At 42.7% G+C, this 17,397-nt stretch carries 9 protein-coding genes; 8 read left to right on the forward strand and 1 reads right to left on the reverse strand.

Annotated elements, in window-relative coordinates:
• Nucleotides 1-11 precede the first annotated feature (11 nt).
• From GM920_RS01740 to GM920_RS01775, 8 genes are all read left to right on the forward strand, one after another.
• Nucleotides 12-1,886 (forward strand): RagB/SusD family nutrient uptake outer membrane protein, encoded by a 1,875-nt coding sequence (locus GM920_RS01740; protein ID WP_182952890.1) that lies wholly within the window; start codon nt 12-14, stop codon nt 1,884-1,886.
• 90 nt (nt 1,887-1,976) lie between these two features.
• Nucleotides 1,977-4,619 (forward strand): glycoside hydrolase family 2 TIM barrel-domain containing protein, encoded by a 2,643-nt coding sequence (locus tag GM920_RS01745; protein WP_182952891.1) that lies wholly within the window; start codon nt 1,977-1,979, stop codon nt 4,617-4,619.
• Nucleotides 4,620-4,685: 66 nt separating this feature from the next.
• Nucleotides 4,686-5,591, forward strand: a complete 906-nt coding sequence (locus GM920_RS01750; RefSeq protein ID WP_182952892.1) for an SMP-30/gluconolactonase/LRE family protein — start codon at nt 4,686-4,688, stop codon at nt 5,589-5,591.
• 180 nt (nt 5,592-5,771) lie between these two features.
• Entirely contained in the window at nt 5,772-7,136 is a 1,365-nt protein-coding gene (locus GM920_RS01755; RefSeq protein WP_182952893.1) for a TolC family protein, read from the forward strand.
• Nucleotides 7,137-7,159: 23 nt separating this feature from the next.
• The gene (locus GM920_RS01760; RefSeq protein ID WP_182952894.1) at nt 7,160-8,353 is read left to right on the forward strand and encodes an efflux RND transporter periplasmic adaptor subunit; all 1,194 of its coding nucleotides are present in this window, start codon (nt 7,160-7,162) and stop codon (nt 8,351-8,353) included.
• A gap of 9 nt (nt 8,354-8,362) precedes the next feature.
• A complete protein-coding gene (locus tag GM920_RS01765) occupies nt 8,363-11,623 on the forward strand; it encodes an efflux RND transporter permease subunit (protein WP_182952895.1) in 3,261 nt (1,086 codons plus the stop codon).
• Nucleotides 11,620-14,865, forward strand: coding sequence for an efflux RND transporter permease subunit (locus GM920_RS01770; RefSeq protein WP_182952896.1), 3,246 nt, complete (start codon nt 11,620-11,622; stop codon nt 14,863-14,865). The genes GM920_RS01765 and GM920_RS01770 overlap by 4 nt, the downstream gene beginning before the upstream one ends.
• A 173-nt stretch (nt 14,866-15,038) precedes the next feature.
• On the forward strand, nt 15,039-16,919 hold the full coding sequence (locus GM920_RS01775) for a glycoside hydrolase family 35 protein (RefSeq protein WP_182952897.1): 1,881 nt from the start codon (nt 15,039-15,041) through the stop codon (nt 16,917-16,919).
• Between the two features lie 104 nt (nt 16,920-17,023).
• Here GM920_RS01775 and GM920_RS01780 read toward each other — a convergent pair whose 3' ends face one another.
• Nucleotides 17,024-17,344 carry a hypothetical protein gene (locus GM920_RS01780; protein WP_182952898.1) on the reverse strand — a complete coding sequence of 107 codons (321 nt, stop codon included), beginning with the start codon at nt 17,342-17,344 and terminating at the stop codon, nt 17,024-17,026.
• Between the last annotated feature and the right edge of the window lie 53 nt (nt 17,345-17,397).

A 17,397-nucleotide genomic window follows, 5' to 3' on the forward strand; every position in this document is an offset into this window, starting at 1 on the left:
ATTTTAGCGACATGAAAAAAATAAATAAAGCACTAGTCCTGTTATGTACTGCCGCATTACTGGTAGCAGACACCGGATGTAAAAAAAACTACCTGGATGCGAATCAACTGTCCAGCTATTCCCCAGAAAACCTGGATAATCCCAATGCCATGCGAGCTGCTCTGAATGGGGTAGCCCTGATCCTGAGAAGAGAATATTTTGGCGACTCAGCGCCAATGTTAACAGAATCGCTATTTTCCGATGTCGCAGTAGATGGGACTACCGACAAGAGTACGCCTGCTCAGGATTTGGTGACCCGAATCACACCAGATGCAAATTTGAACAGTGATGATTTTAATAAAGTTGGCTGGTATTGGGACAATTCCTTTACCGCCATTCGCCAGGCAAATACGATCATTACCCGTATTGATGTGCCAAAATATGCTTCTGAAGCCGAAAGAAATGCCATTTTAGGTTCTGCCTATTTCTTTCGCGCTTATTACTATTACCGATTGGTGCACCAGTTTGGTGATGTACCCTTGTTATTGACTGATCTGGATGCACCACGCTCTGATTTCTATTCTACGAAAAGAGAAGTGATCCTGGCACAAATGAAAACTGACCTGGAATTTGCACAAACTTGGGTGACCGATAATGTGAACAAAGGGGAGGTAACCAAAGGTGCGGTGAGTCATTTGCTGACAAAAGTAAACCTGGCTCTGGGTAAGTTTGATGATGCAATCGCTGCTGCAACCAATGTAATCGGTAGTGGGAAATATGGAATGATGACCAGCAGATTCGGAAGCACCGCCTCTGATGCGACTAAAAACGTGGTTTGGGACTTGCATAGAATGGACAATAAGGCCATTTCAACAAATAAAGAAGCCTTGTTTTTGGTGATTGACAGAGAAGCATTCCAGGGTTTTACGCCAAATGGATCACAGCTGATGCGCAATACCGTGCCAGCCTGGCATTTTGCCAACTTACGCTCCCCATCCGGGTCCGGCATACAAGCCATCACGGATGCGGTAACTGCGGAAATTCCATTGACCAAAATGTATGGACGAGGAATCGGAAGGTACCGTGGGACGCCATATAGTACTAAATACATCTGGACAGATCAGACCGATTACAGACATGCGAAAGGAATGTGGATGGATATGACTGATCTTGTGTACAACAATCCGGCTTTGAAAACTTCAAAACTTCAAATGGATAAAGATCTATACGGAAAACCTTTACAACAATATACAGATGCGAATATTGCTACCGTTTTCCAGAATGGAGCCTTAGATACCATTCGCCATTGGTTTGGCTGGCCTCATTATAAGGTGTTCATCAATTCTACAAATGCGTTGGCTAATGATCCATATTGGTCGCCACCACGTGGTACAAATACAGACTGGTATGTGTTTAGATTGGCCGAAACCTATTTGTTAAGAGCAGAAGCCCATTACTGGAAGGGTGATCTGGGATTGGCAATGGCTGACATCAACGTGGTAAGGGCAAGAGCAAATGCGACTATACTTACGGATGTGAGCAAAATTAATATTGGCACCATCCTGGACGAACGTGCCAGAGAATTGTTCTGGGAAGAGCCAAGAAAAACGGAACTTACCAGGATGGCTTATATCTTTGCCATGACTGGTAAAACAGCCTATAATGGAAAGACTTATACGTTGAGTGCTTTTTCTGACCAGAATTTCTTCTATGATCGCATTATGGAAAAGAATGATTTCTATAAAAATAATGTAAGAACGATCCAAGGTGTAAATTACAGAATTGCGCCATATCATGTGTTGTGGCCTGTGCCTGCCAGTGCACAGCGGTTTAACACCAAAGGACACATTAACCAAAATAAAGGGTATAGCGGATATGAATCCAATGTGCCTGCACTAGATAAATAGATGACGAGAGGGTCAGGTCGTTTTCGCCTGGCCCTTATTTTAACCAATTTCTGCCCCAGCACTATGACTTGTTTTAAGCACTTATCCCTTTTGTTACTATTGATTTTTTTTGCCGATGCTTCTTTTTCGCAAGGTATTCCTGTTCAGTCTGGGCGTCAGTACACCGGCTTTAATGACAAATGGACTTTTAGTAAATATGAACTGACCTGGGAAACGGTTACTTTGCCGCATACCTGGAATGCAAAAGATGTTATGGATGACGAGCCAGGTTATTATCGGGGAACTGGCTGGTATCAAAGGGATTTGAAAACCAGTCCGGAAATGAAAGGTAAGCTGCTTTTTCTTTGTTTTGATGGGGTAAACCAGGAAACCGAAGTCTATGTGAATGGACAGTTGGCAGGCAAACATGCAGGTGGATATACGCGGTTCATTATTCCGGTAACCAAATATTTGAAGTTTACCGGCGACTTTAAAAACGAGATCAAGGTAAAAGTTTCCAATCGTTATCAGGAAGATATTGCGCCTTTGACAGCAGATTTCACTTTTTTTGGTGGCATTTATAGAAAGGTAGGTTTGCTGGCTACAGATCCTGTTCATTTTTATAACGGAGATTATGGCGCAGATGGGATTTATATCAGTACACCTCAGGTCTCGGCAGAAAGTGCTCAGGTAGCTGTAAAAAGTATCCTCGAGAATACAGATAGCCAAAGTCGCAAAGTCCTGTTGAATACGGTAGTTTTTAACAAGGAGGGGAAGCTGGTGGCGAAGAAAACCATAGTAGTCAATTTAAAAGGAGGGGAAAAGAAGACCATTCTGATGGACTTACCTAGGATAATTAAACCAGAACTATGGTCTCCGGATTCACCTGTTTTATACCGGGCAGTTTCCAGTATTCTAGATGCCAGAGACTCAAAAATTCTGGATGAAGTGACGAATCCAATTGGCTTCAGGTGGTTTAAATTTGATGCGGAAAAGGGCTTTTTCTTAAATGGATCAGCAATGAAGCTCATGGGTGCTAGCCGCCATCAGGATTATGAAGGGTTAGGGAATGCGGTTCCAGATGCATTGCAAATCAGAGATATCGAGCTGTTGAAAGAGATGGGGGGTAATTTTCTAAGGGTGGCACACTACCCCCAGGATCCTGTTATTCTGGAAGCCTGTGATCGCCTGGGGATTCTGGCTTCGGTAGAAATACCTATTGTAAACGCCATTACCGAAAGCCCTGCTTTTACTGAGAACTGCAGGGTTATGCAGCAAGAAATGATCCGTCAAAATTTCAATCACCCCAGTGTGGTCATGTGGGCCTATATGAATGAGGTATTGTTAAGGCCAAAGTTTGGAGATGATAAAAGCCGTCAAGAATTGTATTTTAAACACGTTCGGGAACTTGCTGAGAACCTGGAAGAGCTGACGCGTCATGAAGATAGTTCCAGATATACGATGATGGCATTTCATGGAGATTTCGACCGTTACCACAAAGTTGGCTTAACAAAAATCCCGATGGTCATTGGCTGGAATCTATATCAGGGTTGGTATGGTGGGTCATTGGATGGCTTTGGTCAATTTTTGGATAAACACCATCGGGAATTGCCGGATAAACCTTTACTAATTACCGAATTTGGTGCCGATGCTGATCCGAGAATCCGATCCTTTAAACCGATACGATTTGATAAAAGTGTGGAGTATGCAATTAAATTTAGTCAGGTTTATCTAAATGAGATGTTAAGCAGGCCTTTTGTCAACGGTGGAATGGTTTGGAACCTGGCAGATTTTAATTCTGAAACTAGGGAAGAGACGATGCCACATATCAACAACAAGGGCTTATTAACCCTAGGGCGTCAACCTAAAGATACTTATTACCTGTATCAGGCGTATTTGCTAAACCAGCCATTCCTTAAAATTGCCTCAAAAAACTGGACAGAAAGGACTGGTATTGCGGATTCCTCAAAAGCATCCTGTACACAAGTAGTTCAAGTGGCTACAAATTTGAAGTCTGCGGAGCTGTTTTTGAATGGAAAGAGTCTGGGTGTTAAAGAAAGTGTTGACCGTATGTGTACTTGGGATGTGCCCTTCCGCGCTGGAAAGAACCAATTACGCGCTTTTGCTGCGCAACATGCTGAACTGAGTGACCAGGCTGATATTGACTTTAGGCTTTTACCTTATATTTTCTCGGATAAGCACAGTTTTAATGCGTTACATATTTTGCTGGGTGCGGAACGTTATTTTATAGAAGCCGAACAGTCTGTTTTATGGACTCCGGATCAACCTTACCGTAAAGGATCATGGGGCTATATTGGTGGTTCAGCATTTCAAAGCGGGAACAACCGCATGTCTTATGGTTCGGACAAAAACATATTGGGTACCCCATCGGATCCTATTTACCAGACACAACAAGTCGGTTTAACTGCCTACAAAATGGATGTTCCTGATGGATATTATGAACTAAATCTATATTTCTCAGAGTTGGTAGGAGGGCCACAAAAAGAAGCTTTGGCTTATAATCTGGATAATTCCGAAGTTAAGGAGAACGCCGGACAGCGTATTTTTAGTGTCCATGTAAATGGTGCTGAATTTCTCAAAGATTTTAATATTGCTGAAGAATATGGCCGGACAAAGGCCGTACAGAAGATGATCCGTGTCCAGGTGACGAAGGGCAAAGGAATTGTACTTGATTTCATTCCAATCAAAGGAAAACCGGTTTTAAATGCCTTATCGCTTCGGAAACTCTATTAAACCTTCCTTGTTGTTTGTGTCCTTAACCTGATAATTTTTCTAAATTTGAAGGGTAACCCATTTCCTATGAATAGCACTAAGCTTAATTTAACGTTCCTGTTGTTGTTTTGTTCTTCATTTCTATATGCTCAAGGAGTGGATCCGGGGACCGCAAACCTCTTTGTACAGGATGAACTTAAATTGATAGCCAGTGATTTCAGTTTTACAGAAGGCTGCTCTCCTGACAAACATGGGAATGTTTTTTTTACTGATCAGCCTAAAGATAAAATCTGGAAATACAGTACAGATGGAAAACTATCTGTATTTCTGGATAAATCCGGGAGAGCGAATGGAACCCATTTCGATGCAAAAGGAAATCTGGTCGCCTGCGCAGATGAAAAAGGAGAGTTATGGTCTATAAAACCCAATGGAAAAATCAAGGTGTTATTGGCAGATTTTCAAGGAAAGGAATTTAACGGTCCCAATGACCTTTGGATCAATGCACAAGGAGCAATCTATTTTACAGATCCTTATTATAAACGTGATTATTGGACAAGAACCGGCAGGGACCTGGCTAGCAATGATGTTTATTATCTTCCGATAGGAGCCAAACAAGCGAGGCGGGTTGCCGACGGAATGATCAGACCAAATGGCCTGGTTGGTACTCCCGATGGAAAGTATTTGTATGTCGCCGACATTGGTGCAGGTAAAACGTTCCGATATTCCATTGAAAATAATGGGGATTTAGCCGGAAAAGAATTGCTGATGGCCTATGGTTCTGATGGCATGACCTTAGACGAAAAAGGAAATATTTACTTAACTGCAAGAGATGGTGTGTTGATCTTCAATTCCAAAGGGGAGATGATTGCCAAAATTAAAGTTCCTCATGCACCCAGTAACCTCTGCTTTTCAGGAAAGGATAAGAATATACTGTTCATTACCGCCCGCGAAGCGATTTATACCTTGCCCATGAAGGTAAAAGGAATAGAATAAAAACAATTTCACATTTAATAGGTTATTCTTTAAAATTTGCGTGTTTTCCCTTTACGGTAATTATTAGCAGCTCCTGTTTAGTGCTATCAGTACAATCTTTCTTTTTCTCTTCTTCCGATCCATAAGGGAATGTTCTTCAGTTTTTTTATAAAAAAAAGGCATCAACTTTAAAGCATTCTTATGGCCATCAGACTAAGGTTCTCTTTCAAATTGTTCCTGGTGATGATGTTACAAGTATCCCTTGTATATGGCCAAAGTTTACCTGTCGCAGCCCCTTTGGATACCAAGCCTACTTTTACTTTACAGCAATGCATCGATTACGGTTTAACCCATCAACCATTACTGCAACAGTCGGTAATTAAGGTCACCATTGCCAAAATAAACAATGCCATCAACTTGTCGGACTGGTGGCCTAAAATTAATGCTACAGGGAATTTTACGCATTACCTGCAGTTGCCCACCAGTTTAAGTAATAATTCCTCAAGCGGCAGTTCAGCAGTGATCGCGCAAAAGGTAGGTGTTGCCAATACTGCGGTTCCAGGAATTGGTGTAACTCAAGCTGTGTTTACGCCAGCGTTGATGTATGCTACCAAAACAGCACCGCTATATTTAGAACAGGCAAAACAAGTGACCGATAGTACAAAAATTGAACTGGTTGCTGCAGTCAGCAAATCATTTTACGCCTTATTACTCACCCTTCAACAGGTCAATATTTTAAAAGAAGATACCTTAAGACTGGGAAGAAGTTTAACCGATGCCTATCACCAATACGTGGCTGGGATTGTTGACGAAACCGATTACCAGCAGGCTGACATTTCCCTCAATAATTCTAAGGCGCAATTGAAACAAGCCTATGAAAACATCATTCCCCAATATGCGCTGTTAAAGCAAGTCATGGGCTACAAACCCGAAGCGGAGTTTCACATCATCAGTGATACACTGGAAATGATGAAAAATATTCAGGTGGATACTTCCAAACAGTTGGCGTACGACCGTCGGATTGAATTTAAGCAACTCCAGGTTTCCAAAGCATTACAGCAAAAGACAAGCAATTATTATAAATGGTCTTTCCTGCCATCAGTAGGGGCTACTTATAATTACAACCATGAGTTTGAAAGTAGTTCTTTCTCTAAACTTTTTAACACTGCTTATCCAAATTCTTACGTCGGATTAACGATCAGTGTTCCAGTGTTTACCGGGTTTTTCAGGACCAATAACCTCAAGAAATCCAGGCTTCAGGAGCAGATCCTAAACCTGAGTCAGGATAACCTGAAATCAGCAATTAATGTGCAATACACAACCGCTATGGCCAATTATAAAGGTAATTTATACAATATGGAGGTGTTGAAAAAAAATGTGGCCATGGCAAAACGCGTATACTTTGTGGTTGACCTGCAATACAAGCAGGGAATTGTTCCTTACCTGAATATGATTACTGCGGAAACCAACCTCATCACTTCAGAATTAAATTATTTAAATGCCTTATTCCAGGTATTGTCCAACAAGATAGATATAGAGAAGGCCATGGGCGAGATTTCTTATTGATTTTTATATAAATCGGTTTTTTTATGAACAGGGTATCACTAATGACAGGTTTAATGTGTTGCTTCGGGCTTTTCTCCTGCAATAGAAAGGCACAGCCGGATGTTCCGCCTGTGCCAGTCAATTTATATCAGGTGGATAAACATCAGGTGGTGTACTACGATAATTATCCTGGAACGATGCAGGCGCTTAATCAGGTGAATTTATTACCCGTAGTGCAGGGTTTAATTACCGGGATCTTCTTTAAAGACGGCAGTCAGGTGAAAAAGGGACAGGTATTGTATGAAATTGATAAACGGGTGTATCAATCTACCTATGACCAGCAGGCGGCAAATCTGAAAGTCTCACAGGATAATTTAACTCAAGCACAACAAGATGCAGACCGCTATACTTACCTGAATAATTATAAAGCAGTGGCAAAGCAACAATATGATCATGCCATGATCGCCTTACAAGTGGCAAAAAGCCAGGTGAAAGCCGCAAATCAGGTATTGAAAGCAGCAAAAGACAACCTGAATTATGCGGTGATTAGGGCGCCATATAGTGGTTCTATTGGCATCAGTCAGGTGAAACTGGGTAATATGGTTAATGTTGGTCAGACGATATTAAACACGATTTCTACCAATGATCCCATGGCGGTAGATTTTCAATTGAATGAGAAACAATTGCCGGATTTTGAAAGACTGCTGAATGCGAAGGCTTCCGCGCGTCCGGATTCCTTATTTACACTGCTATTGCCCAATAATGAGCTTTACGACCAACAAGGATCAATTTCATTTATTGACCGGGCAGTAGACCCGCAAACGGGCTCTATTCTAGTCAGGCTTATTTTTCCCAATCCAAAACAAACCCTCAAATCAGGAATGAGTAGCTTAATCAGGGTTCATAATTTAGATACCCAGCCACAGATGCTCATCCCGAGTAGGGCGGTTACGGAGCAAATGGGGGAGTATTTTGTATTTATTGCCCAACCTGATACCAGCAGCAGGAAAAAACCTGGTTCAGAAGCCAAGTCAAACCGGGCTAAGCCAATTCATCATGGTTCAAATCTGATGGCGGTTCAAAAAAAGATTAAGACTGGCGCAACCATTGGTGCCAATGTTATCGTGGTTTCAGGGATTAATCCCGGAGACAAGATCGTCGTAGACGGTATTCAATCTTTGCATGACGGGACACCAATCGCTCCGGGAAAGTATCACCAAATGAAAACCAATAGATAAGGCCGCGTTATGATCGCTAATACATTTATAAAAAGGCCGGTAACAGCAATTGTAATATCGATCGTATTGGTGATTACAGGGTTGATTTGTATCCTCAATTTACCCGTAGATCAATACCCGGATATTACGCCGCCTATCGTACAGGTTAATGCTCAATATACCGGGGCTGATGCACAAACGGTGGAGCAAACTGTTGCGACCCCCATAGAAGAACAGGTTAATGGTACGCCAGGCATGGAATACATGCAAAGTAACAGCACCAATAATGGGCTGATGTCTATGAATGTGACTTTTGGCATTGGAACGGATATCGACATCGCCGCCCTGGATGTGCAGAATAGGGTGAGTATCGCTACCCCTTTAATTCCTACTGTTGCCAGTAGGTTAGGAATTACCGTTCGGGCATTGAACCCAAGTATGTTGATGATGGTGGCTGTTTATGCGCCAAAAGGAACTCATGACATTACTTTTCTGGACAACTATACCAATGTTTTTGTGCAGGATGCGTTGTTAAGGGTGCCCGGTGTGGGGAGTATCAACCGGTTCACCGATGATTTTAGCATGCGTATCTGGATGAACCCAAATAAAATGGCCTCCTATGGCATTACACCCGCGGATGTAATTGCCGCCCTAAATTCGCAAAACGTACAGGTAGCTGCGGGCTCGGCAGGCGTTCCCCCTCAGCAAAAAACACAGGCCTTTGAAATCGGTATTCTGGTCAACGGCAGACTGAGTAAGGTGACTGAATTTGAGGATATTGTAGTCAAGGCCGTTCCCGCAATCAACCAGCTTGTCTACCTTAAAGATGTGGCCAGAGTAGAGCTGGGGAAGTTTACTTTTTCCAGCAACTCTTTTGTAGATGGACATCGGGCATCTTACCTGCTTATTTATCAGGCCCCAGGAAGTAATGCGCTGAAAACAGCAAATGGCGTGTACGCCGCCTTGGCAAAGTTGAAGCAGTTTTTTCCTGCAGATGTGACCTACAGTGTCCCTTTTGAGGCGGTTACAGTAGTAAAAGTATCCATGGTAGATGTGGTGACTACTTTGCTGCTGACCCTGGCATTAGTGGCGCTCGTCGTATTCCTGTTCCTGCAAAATTTCCGCTCTACACTGATTCCTGTACTGGCAATTCCCGTCTCCATCTTAGGAACTTTCTGCTTCTTCATTCCATTGGGTTTTACCATCAATACCCTGACGATGTTCGGTTTTGTTCTGGCCATCGGTATCGTAGTAGATGATGCCATTATTGTGGTGGAGGCTGTTCAGAACTATATAGACAAACATGGGATGTCCGCAAAAGAAGCGACTTATTATGCGATGAAGGATATTGCAGCACCAGTGATTGCGATTGCCTTGATTCTGGCCGCAGTATTTGTTCCCGTAGGATTTATTCCAGGGATTGTAGGTCGCCTCTACCAGCAATTTGCCATTACCATCGCCATTTCTGTGATTATTTCAGCATTCATTGCGCTTTCACTTACTCCGGCACTCTGTACTTTACTGTTAAAACCAACCCCCGCAAATGAAGGCAGCAGGGGGATAGGGGAATGGTTTGCTAAATTTAATAACTGGTTTGACCGGGTCACTAAAGGCTATGCTAAAGGGGTTCAGAAAAGTATCAAAGGATTTCGTTTTGCGATCCTGTTGTTGCTCGGTATTTGTGTCGCCGCATTTTTACTCCTATACCATAAGCCCACAGGTTTTATTCCCTCAGAGGATGATGGTAATTTATACGTGACCTTCCAGTTGCCTCCGGCATCCTCAACCAGTCAGTCTGTAACGGTGATGAACAAGCTCATGAAAGTGGTGGCAGCAACACCCGGTGTTGGTCATTACGCCGCCTTATCCGGCTTAAACGTGATCAATAACGCAACCAATTCTAATGGAGGAACAATTTACGTGCAGTTAAAGCCATGGAGTGATCGGGGGAAAGCATCAGAAAAAGTTCCCGGTATCATCACCGAGATGAAAAGTAGAATCGCCAAAGCAGGAATTAACAATGCAAATATTGAGGTGATTCAACCCTCGCCAATTCCAGGAGTTGGAGCAACAATAGGTTTTAATTTTCAAATCGAGCAACGCAATACCAATGATGATTTACCCGCATTTGAAAAGGTGGTTCATCAATTTACGGTTGCTGCCAATCAGCATCCCGGCATCAGCAATGCCTATAGTTTTTTCTCTGCCAAAACTCCAGGTTATGCCCTCACCGTAGACCGCGATAAATGTGAGAAATTGGGCGTCAATATTGGTGATGTATTTACCACGATACAGGCTTTTATGGGCAGTTTGTATGTCAATGATTTTACCACCTATAACCGTACTTACCATGTAGTGGTTCAGGCGGATACGATGTTCCGCTCAGTGGTTTCTGATATCGATAAGTATTATGTGCGGAATCAAGCGGGGCAGATGTTGCCTCTTGGAACCTTGCTGAGCTATAAGCAAACGGAAACGGCACCGTTCATTTCACACTTTAATATTTTCCGATCTGCGGAGATTGATGGCGCTTCCGGACCCGGTTACTCCAGCACACAGACCATTGCCGCTTTGCAGGAAACCGCTGAAAAGGTATTGCCGGAAGGGTATACTTATGAGTTTTCAGGACTAAGTTATGAGGAAATGAAGGCAGGCTCAGCAACTATTTACATTTTTGCTTTTTCCATCACTTTTGTGTTTTTATTCCTCGCTGCATTGTATGAGAGCTGGTCCGTTCCGTTTTCGGTACTTCTGGCTGTTCCTATCGGGGTATTTGGCGCCATCTTAGCATTGACCTGCATCCCGGCCTTAACGAACAATGTATACGCTCAAATTGGTCTGATTACATTGATTGGCCTCGCTGCTAAAAATGCCATCTTGATTGTAGAATTTGCGAAGGTAAGGGTAGATCGGGGAGAAGAGCTGATAAAATCCGTATTAGAGGCAGTAACGCTACGTTTAAGACCGATTGTGATGACTTCCATGGCCTTCATTTTAGGGGTTTTACCTTTGGTATTTGCAACAGGTGCAGGTGCAATCGCAAGGCGTACGATTGGTTTGACCGTTTTTGGTGGGATGCTTGCGGCAACAACTTTAGCCATTTTTATTGTGCCGGTCTTGTTTGTGGTCATCACCCGCTTATCCTATGGCAAGAAAAAACTAGCCTGGTTGCAGGAAAACCATGAGGAGTTAATGAAGAAAGCAGCGAAAGTAGAAGAACAGAATATTGATGCAGAGCTGGAATATGAATTGAAAAAATCAAGGGATCTCTCTAAACCTGAGCAGCAATGATTGCCAATACATTCATAAAACGACCAGTCACCGCGATAGTGGTTTCTATTGTGCTCATGATTTCCGGGCTGATTTGCCTTTTTACCTTACCTGTAGACCAGTATCCTAATATTACCCCACCATCGGTGTCTATCTCCGGCCAGTATTCCGGTGCGGATGCGCAGACTGTAGAACAAACTGTGACTACACCTGTGGAAGAACAGGTAAACGGAACGCCCGGCATGGAATACATGCAAAGCACCAATACCAATACGGGAAGTATGAACATTAGTGTCGTCTTTAACTTAGGTACTAATGTTAAAGTAGCCGCCCTGAATGTTCAGAATCGGGTAGCCATCGCCAAGCCTTCCTTACCAGTGGTAGTGAGTCAATTGGGCCTGACTGTTCGTGCCAGAAATCCAAGTATGTTGATGATGGTGGCTATATTTTCTCCGAATAACACGCATAATATCACCTTCTTGGATAATTATACTAATGTTTTTATTGAGGATGCCTTGCTGCGGGTGCCAGGGGTGGGAGACATCAGTACCCGTACCGATAATTTTAGCATGAGGATCTGGATGAATCCCCAAAAGATGGCCGCTTATGGCCTGGTTCCTCAGGATGTAATTACCGCCCTGGTTTCTCAGAATGTGCAAGTGGCTGCAGGCTCAGTAGGCACGCCTCCACAGTTGAGCTCCCAACAATTGGAACAAAGTATATTGATACAAGGGCAACTTAATAAGGCCTCAGAATATGAGAAAGTGGTTGTAAAGGCTGTTCCTGCGACTGGAAAGCTCGTTTTTCTTAAAGATGTGGCCAGGGTAGAGTTGGGGAAGTTTACTTTTTCCAGTAATTCCTTTGCAGATGGTAAAAGAGCCTCCTTTCTTCAGATTTATCAAACCCCCGGAAGTAATGCGCTGGAAACTGCCGATAACATTTACGCTGCCTTGGACAATTTGAAAAAGTCTTTCCCTGGGGACATGGCTTACATGGTGCCTTTTGAGTCCATTACCATCATAAAGGTTTCCATTACCGAAGTGGTAAAGACGTTGTTCCTGGCCCTGGGACTGGTTGCATTGGTTGTATTTCTTTTCTTACAAAACTGGCGCTCTACCCTGATTCCAATTCTAGCGATTCCCGTATCTATCCTTGGAACGTTCTGCTTTTTTATCCCGCTTGGCTTTACTGTGAATACCTTAACCATGTTTGGTTTTGTGCTGGCAATTGGTATTGTGGTGGATGATGCGATCATTGTAGTGGAGGCCGTTCAGCACTATATAGATAAAGAAAAAATGTCACCAAAGGCGGGTACTTATCAGGCAATGAAGGATATATCAGGTCCCGTTGTGGCCATAGCATTGATTCTGGCAGCAGTGTTCTTACCTGTAGGATTCATTCCTGGAATTGTTGGGAAACTTTACCAGCAATTTGCTTTAACGATTGCCATTTCTGTGATGCTTTCCGCATTTATAGCACTTTCGCTGACACCTGCACTTTGTACTTTATTGCTAAGACCAACCAGTATTAATCCTAAGTCTAAAAATATCGATAAGCTGTTTTATCATTTCAATACCTGGTTTACCAAGGTCACAGAGAAATATGCACGTGGGGTGGAACGATGTATCCAATCTACGGGATGGATGTTGGCTTTACTAGCTGTCATTTGTATGGCGACTATCTTTTTATTTAAGCACAAGCCATCAGGGTTTATCCCACCAGAAGATGATGGCCGCTTGTACGTCACTTATCAATTGCCTGAAGCCTCTGCAACGGTAGAATCTGTTGCCCTGATCACGAAGTTGATGAAAATAGTTTCCGGTACACCAGGTGTTGGGCATTATGCTGCGCTTTCCGGATTAAATGTGCTCAATTCAGGGAGTAACTCCAACAATGGAACGATATTCTGTATGCTGAAACCCTGGGCAGAAAGAACGGTAGCCAGTCGGCAGATTCCCGGAATTATTGTCGAGATGAAGAAACGGATCGCAGCTTCCGGGATTAAAAACGCAAATGTTGTGGTCATTCCGCCGCCACCCATTCGTGGTGTCGGACAAGCTTCTGGCTTTAGCATCCAGATTCAACAAGGCAATACGACCGACGATGTACATCAATTTGAAAAGGTTGTGAAGCAATATGTAGCTGCGCTGAATAAAAACCCAGCCACGGCCACTGCTTTCAGCTATTATTCGGCGCATACCCCATCTTATAACCTGACCGTAGATCGATTGAAATGCGAGAAATTGGGCGTGCCAGTTTCTGCCGTATTCAATACGTTGCAGGCTTATATGGGTAGTATGTTGGTTAATAATTTTACTTTATATAACCGAACTTACCATGTAGTTGTTCAGGCAGATACTAATTTTAGAGCCTTGGTTTCTGATATTGGTAAGTACCAGGTGCGTAATGCTGCCGGGCAGATGGTTCCAATGGCCACACTGATTAGTTATGAGCCAACGGAAACCACGCCATTGATTTCTCATTTTAACCTCTTTCGCTCTGCGGAAGTGGATGGTTCCACGCCTCAAGGGTATAGCACCGGCCAGGGAATTGAAGTATTGGAAGAAACCGCAAAGCGGGTTTTGCCAGCCGGTTATACCTATGAATTTTCCGGCCTGACCTATGAAGAAATTCGGGCAGGAACGACCACTGTTTATATATTTCTCCTCTCCATTGTGTTTGTATTCTTGTTTCTGGCTGCCTTGTATGAGAGTTGGACCGTTCCTTTGTCTGTCATGCTTGCAGTTCCAATCAGTGCTTTTGGGGCCATTCTTGTGCTTAGCCTACTCCCCAGATTGACCAACAATGTGTATGCACAGATTGGCTTGATTACCCTGATCGGGCTCTCTGCGAAGAATGCAATCTTGATTGTGGAATTTGCTAAAGTAAGGGTAGATCTAGGAGAAGCCTTGCTGAAAGCCACCTTAGATGCAGTAAGATTACGGTTAAGGCCAATTATTATGACCTCTTTGGCTTTTATCCTAGGGGTGATGCCTTTGGTGTTGGCTACCGGAGCAGGGGCTGTAGCGCGCAATACCATCGGCTATACCGTGCTGGGAGGGATGATTGCTTCTTCCGGAATCGCAATATTTATTGTTCCGGTCTTGTTTGTGATTTTTACGCGTTTAGCTTACGGTAAAAAACAGCTGGCCTGGCTGCAGGAACACCGCGAAGAACTGCTGGAAAAAGCAAGGAAGGTGGAACAGGAAAACATGGATCCAGAATTGGAATATGATCTCGCCAAAGAAAATATGCGGAAATAAGCGGTTTATCTTTGGTAAGGTAGATTCCTTCGCTTTATTTTAATGGCCTTAATACCTGTTTTCAAACGTTTGCGCGCTGTTTCTGTCAGTTTTGGTCCAGTAATTTCGGGAGGAATGGTGGAGAAAATTATACCTTTAAATTCTAATCTCTAGACATAACCACAATTTGTAACATGAAAAAACAATTCTTGACGCTGCTCGTATGCCTGGCTTTAGCCGGACATTCAGAGGCCCAGGTAAAAAAGACACCCGCAAAGCATACTTTTGCAATTGCTGATGGAAATTTCCTTTTGGATGGCAAAGCCGTTCAAATTCACAGTGGGGAGATGCATTACGCCCGCATCCCAAAACCATATTGGCGTCATCGCTTAAAAATGATGAAGGCCATGGGCTTAAATGCCGTAGCCACTTACGTATTTTGGAATTACCATGAAACGGCACCCGGTGTCTGGGATTTTAAATCCGGAAACAAGGACATCGCAGAATACATCAAAATAGCACAAGAAGAAGGCCTTTTGGTGATTCTTAGACCAGGTCCATATGTATGTGCGGAATGGGAATTTGGGGGCTACCCATGGTTCCTGGAGAAAGTTCCAGGAATGGTGATCCGTGGTAATAACCCACAATACCTTGCCGCCACAAAAGCTTACTTTACACAATTGTATGCGCAAGTGAAAAACTTATTGGTGACGAATGGTGGGCCGATTGTTATGGTTCAGGGTGAAAATGAGTTCGGATCTTATGTAGCACAACGTAAAGACATTTCATTAGAAGACCATAAAAAATATAGTTCAGCAGTTTTTCAGCAATTAAAAGATGTGGGTTTCAACGTGCCTTTCTTTACTTCTGATGGCAGTTGGTTATTTGAAGGTGGTGCCTTACCTGGTGCCTTGCCAACTGCAAATGGAGAAGGTGATGTGACCAAATTGAAAGATATTGTAAACAAATTTCATGATGGTAAAGGCCCTTACATGGTGGCCGAGTTTTACCCTGGTTGGTTAGACCATTGGGCAGAGCCATTCCCGAAAGTGAAAACAGAAAGTACTGTAAAGCAGACGAAAAAGTATCTTGATGGTAATGTTTCCTTTAATTACTACATGGTTCATGGTGGTACAAATTTTGGTTTCACTTCAGGAGCAAATTACGACAACAAGCATGACATCCAGCCGGATTTAACCAGTTATGATTATGATGCGCCAATTAGTGAAGCAGGATGGGCTACAGAAAAGTATAATGCTTTGCGTGACTTGTTGAAGAAGCCGGAAACACCTGCTGTTCCTGCAAAAACACCAGTCATTACCATTCCTGAAATTGTGTTGAGCAAAGCTGTTGACCTGGAAGAATTAAAAGATAAAATGACTCCGGTAAGTGCAGATAAGCCTTTAACCTTCGAAGAATTAAATCAAGGTCATGGTTATGTATGGTACAGTAGAAAATTCAATCAACCGATTAGTGGTAAGTTGGAATTGAAAGGCTTAAGAGATTACGCTTTGATCTATGTAAATGGTGTTAAAGTTGCCGAACTAAATAGCTATTACAAGAAGTACGACTGTGAAATTGACATTCCATTCAATGCTACGCTAGATATCGTGGTAGAAAATATGGGAAGGATCAATTACGGAGCTAAAATTGTAAACAGCACTAAAGGCATTATTTCGCCATTGTTGATCAATGGAGAAACGATCACAGGAAACTGGGATATGTATAAACTGCCAATGGATGTCGTTCCTAATTTAGCGGCGGCTAAAAATTCTGCTGTTGCTGGAAAACCTGCAATTTATCAGGGATCATTTAACCTGACAAAAACAGGGGATACCTTCTTAGATATGCGTGATTTTGGTAAAGGTATTGTGTTTGTAAACGGCATCAACATCGGCCGTTACTGGAGCGTTGGTCCGCAACAAACCTTATATTTACCAGGCTGCTGGTTAAAAACCGGTAAAAACGATATCGTGATTTTCGAACAGAAAAACGAGGTGATGCATAAAACGGTTAAATCAATTGAAACGCCAATTCTGGAAGATTTAAAACCAGAGAACGGCCTTCCAAAATAAAAGGTTCATCCTAAATAAAAAACCCGGTTAGCTTTTTTGCTAACCGGGTTTTTTTTAAAACTATTTGTATATCATATAATTTTCATAACTGGGCTTATCGGGGATTAGTTCCTGTTAAAGCGCTTCTCACAATTCTTGATGAACTTGTTTCCAAGTTTTTGAACAATCAATTTCAGGTTACCATGACGTCCTGTAGCGGAGCAAAAATAGTAATAGGCAATTGTGGCGTCATCTAATGCTCCTCTATGAGTAGGGGGAAGTGGATGGTCACAATACTGGGTAAATAATTCAGCAAAGGTGTCTTCTAATTTATTGTCGGACTTTAAAGTGAGGTAACCTCTGGAATCCCTATAGTTCATAGCCGCATTCAATTCAGCAATGAATTGATCGTATTTATGCGAAAAATCAAAATCTGTCTGGTTCATATTGGTCGGTTTAAATTTTCGGTATTCCCCTAACTGTCTGATTTGTTGAATTG

Origin of the sequence: Pedobacter gandavensis (assembly GCF_014172405.1) — a bacterium.
Classification (GTDB): Bacteria; Bacteroidota; Bacteroidia; order Sphingobacteriales; family Sphingobacteriaceae; genus Pedobacter; species Pedobacter gandavensis.

Coding starts and splice junctions, on each gene's coding strand:
- GM920_RS01740 (WP_182952890.1), top strand. CDS start 12: ATGAAAAAAATAAATAAAGCACTAGTCCTGTTATGTACTGCCGCATTA.
- GM920_RS01750 (WP_182952892.1), top strand. CDS start 4,686: ATGAATAGCACTAAGCTTAATTTAACGTTCCTGTTGTTGTTTTGTTCT.
- GM920_RS01755 (WP_182952893.1), top strand. CDS start 5,772: ATGGCCATCAGACTAAGGTTCTCTTTCAAATTGTTCCTGGTGATGATG.
- GM920_RS01760 (WP_182952894.1), top strand. CDS start 7,160: ATGAACAGGGTATCACTAATGACAGGTTTAATGTGTTGCTTCGGGCTT.
- GM920_RS01765 (WP_182952895.1), top strand. CDS start 8,363: ATGATCGCTAATACATTTATAAAAAGGCCGGTAACAGCAATTGTAATA.
- GM920_RS01770 (WP_182952896.1), top strand. CDS start 11,620: ATGATTGCCAATACATTCATAAAACGACCAGTCACCGCGATAGTGGTT.
- GM920_RS01775 (WP_182952897.1), top strand. CDS start 15,039: ATGAAAAAACAATTCTTGACGCTGCTCGTATGCCTGGCTTTAGCCGGA.
- GM920_RS01780 (WP_182952898.1), bottom strand. CDS start 17,344: ATGAACCAGACAGATTTTGATTTTTCGCATAAATACGATCAATTCATT.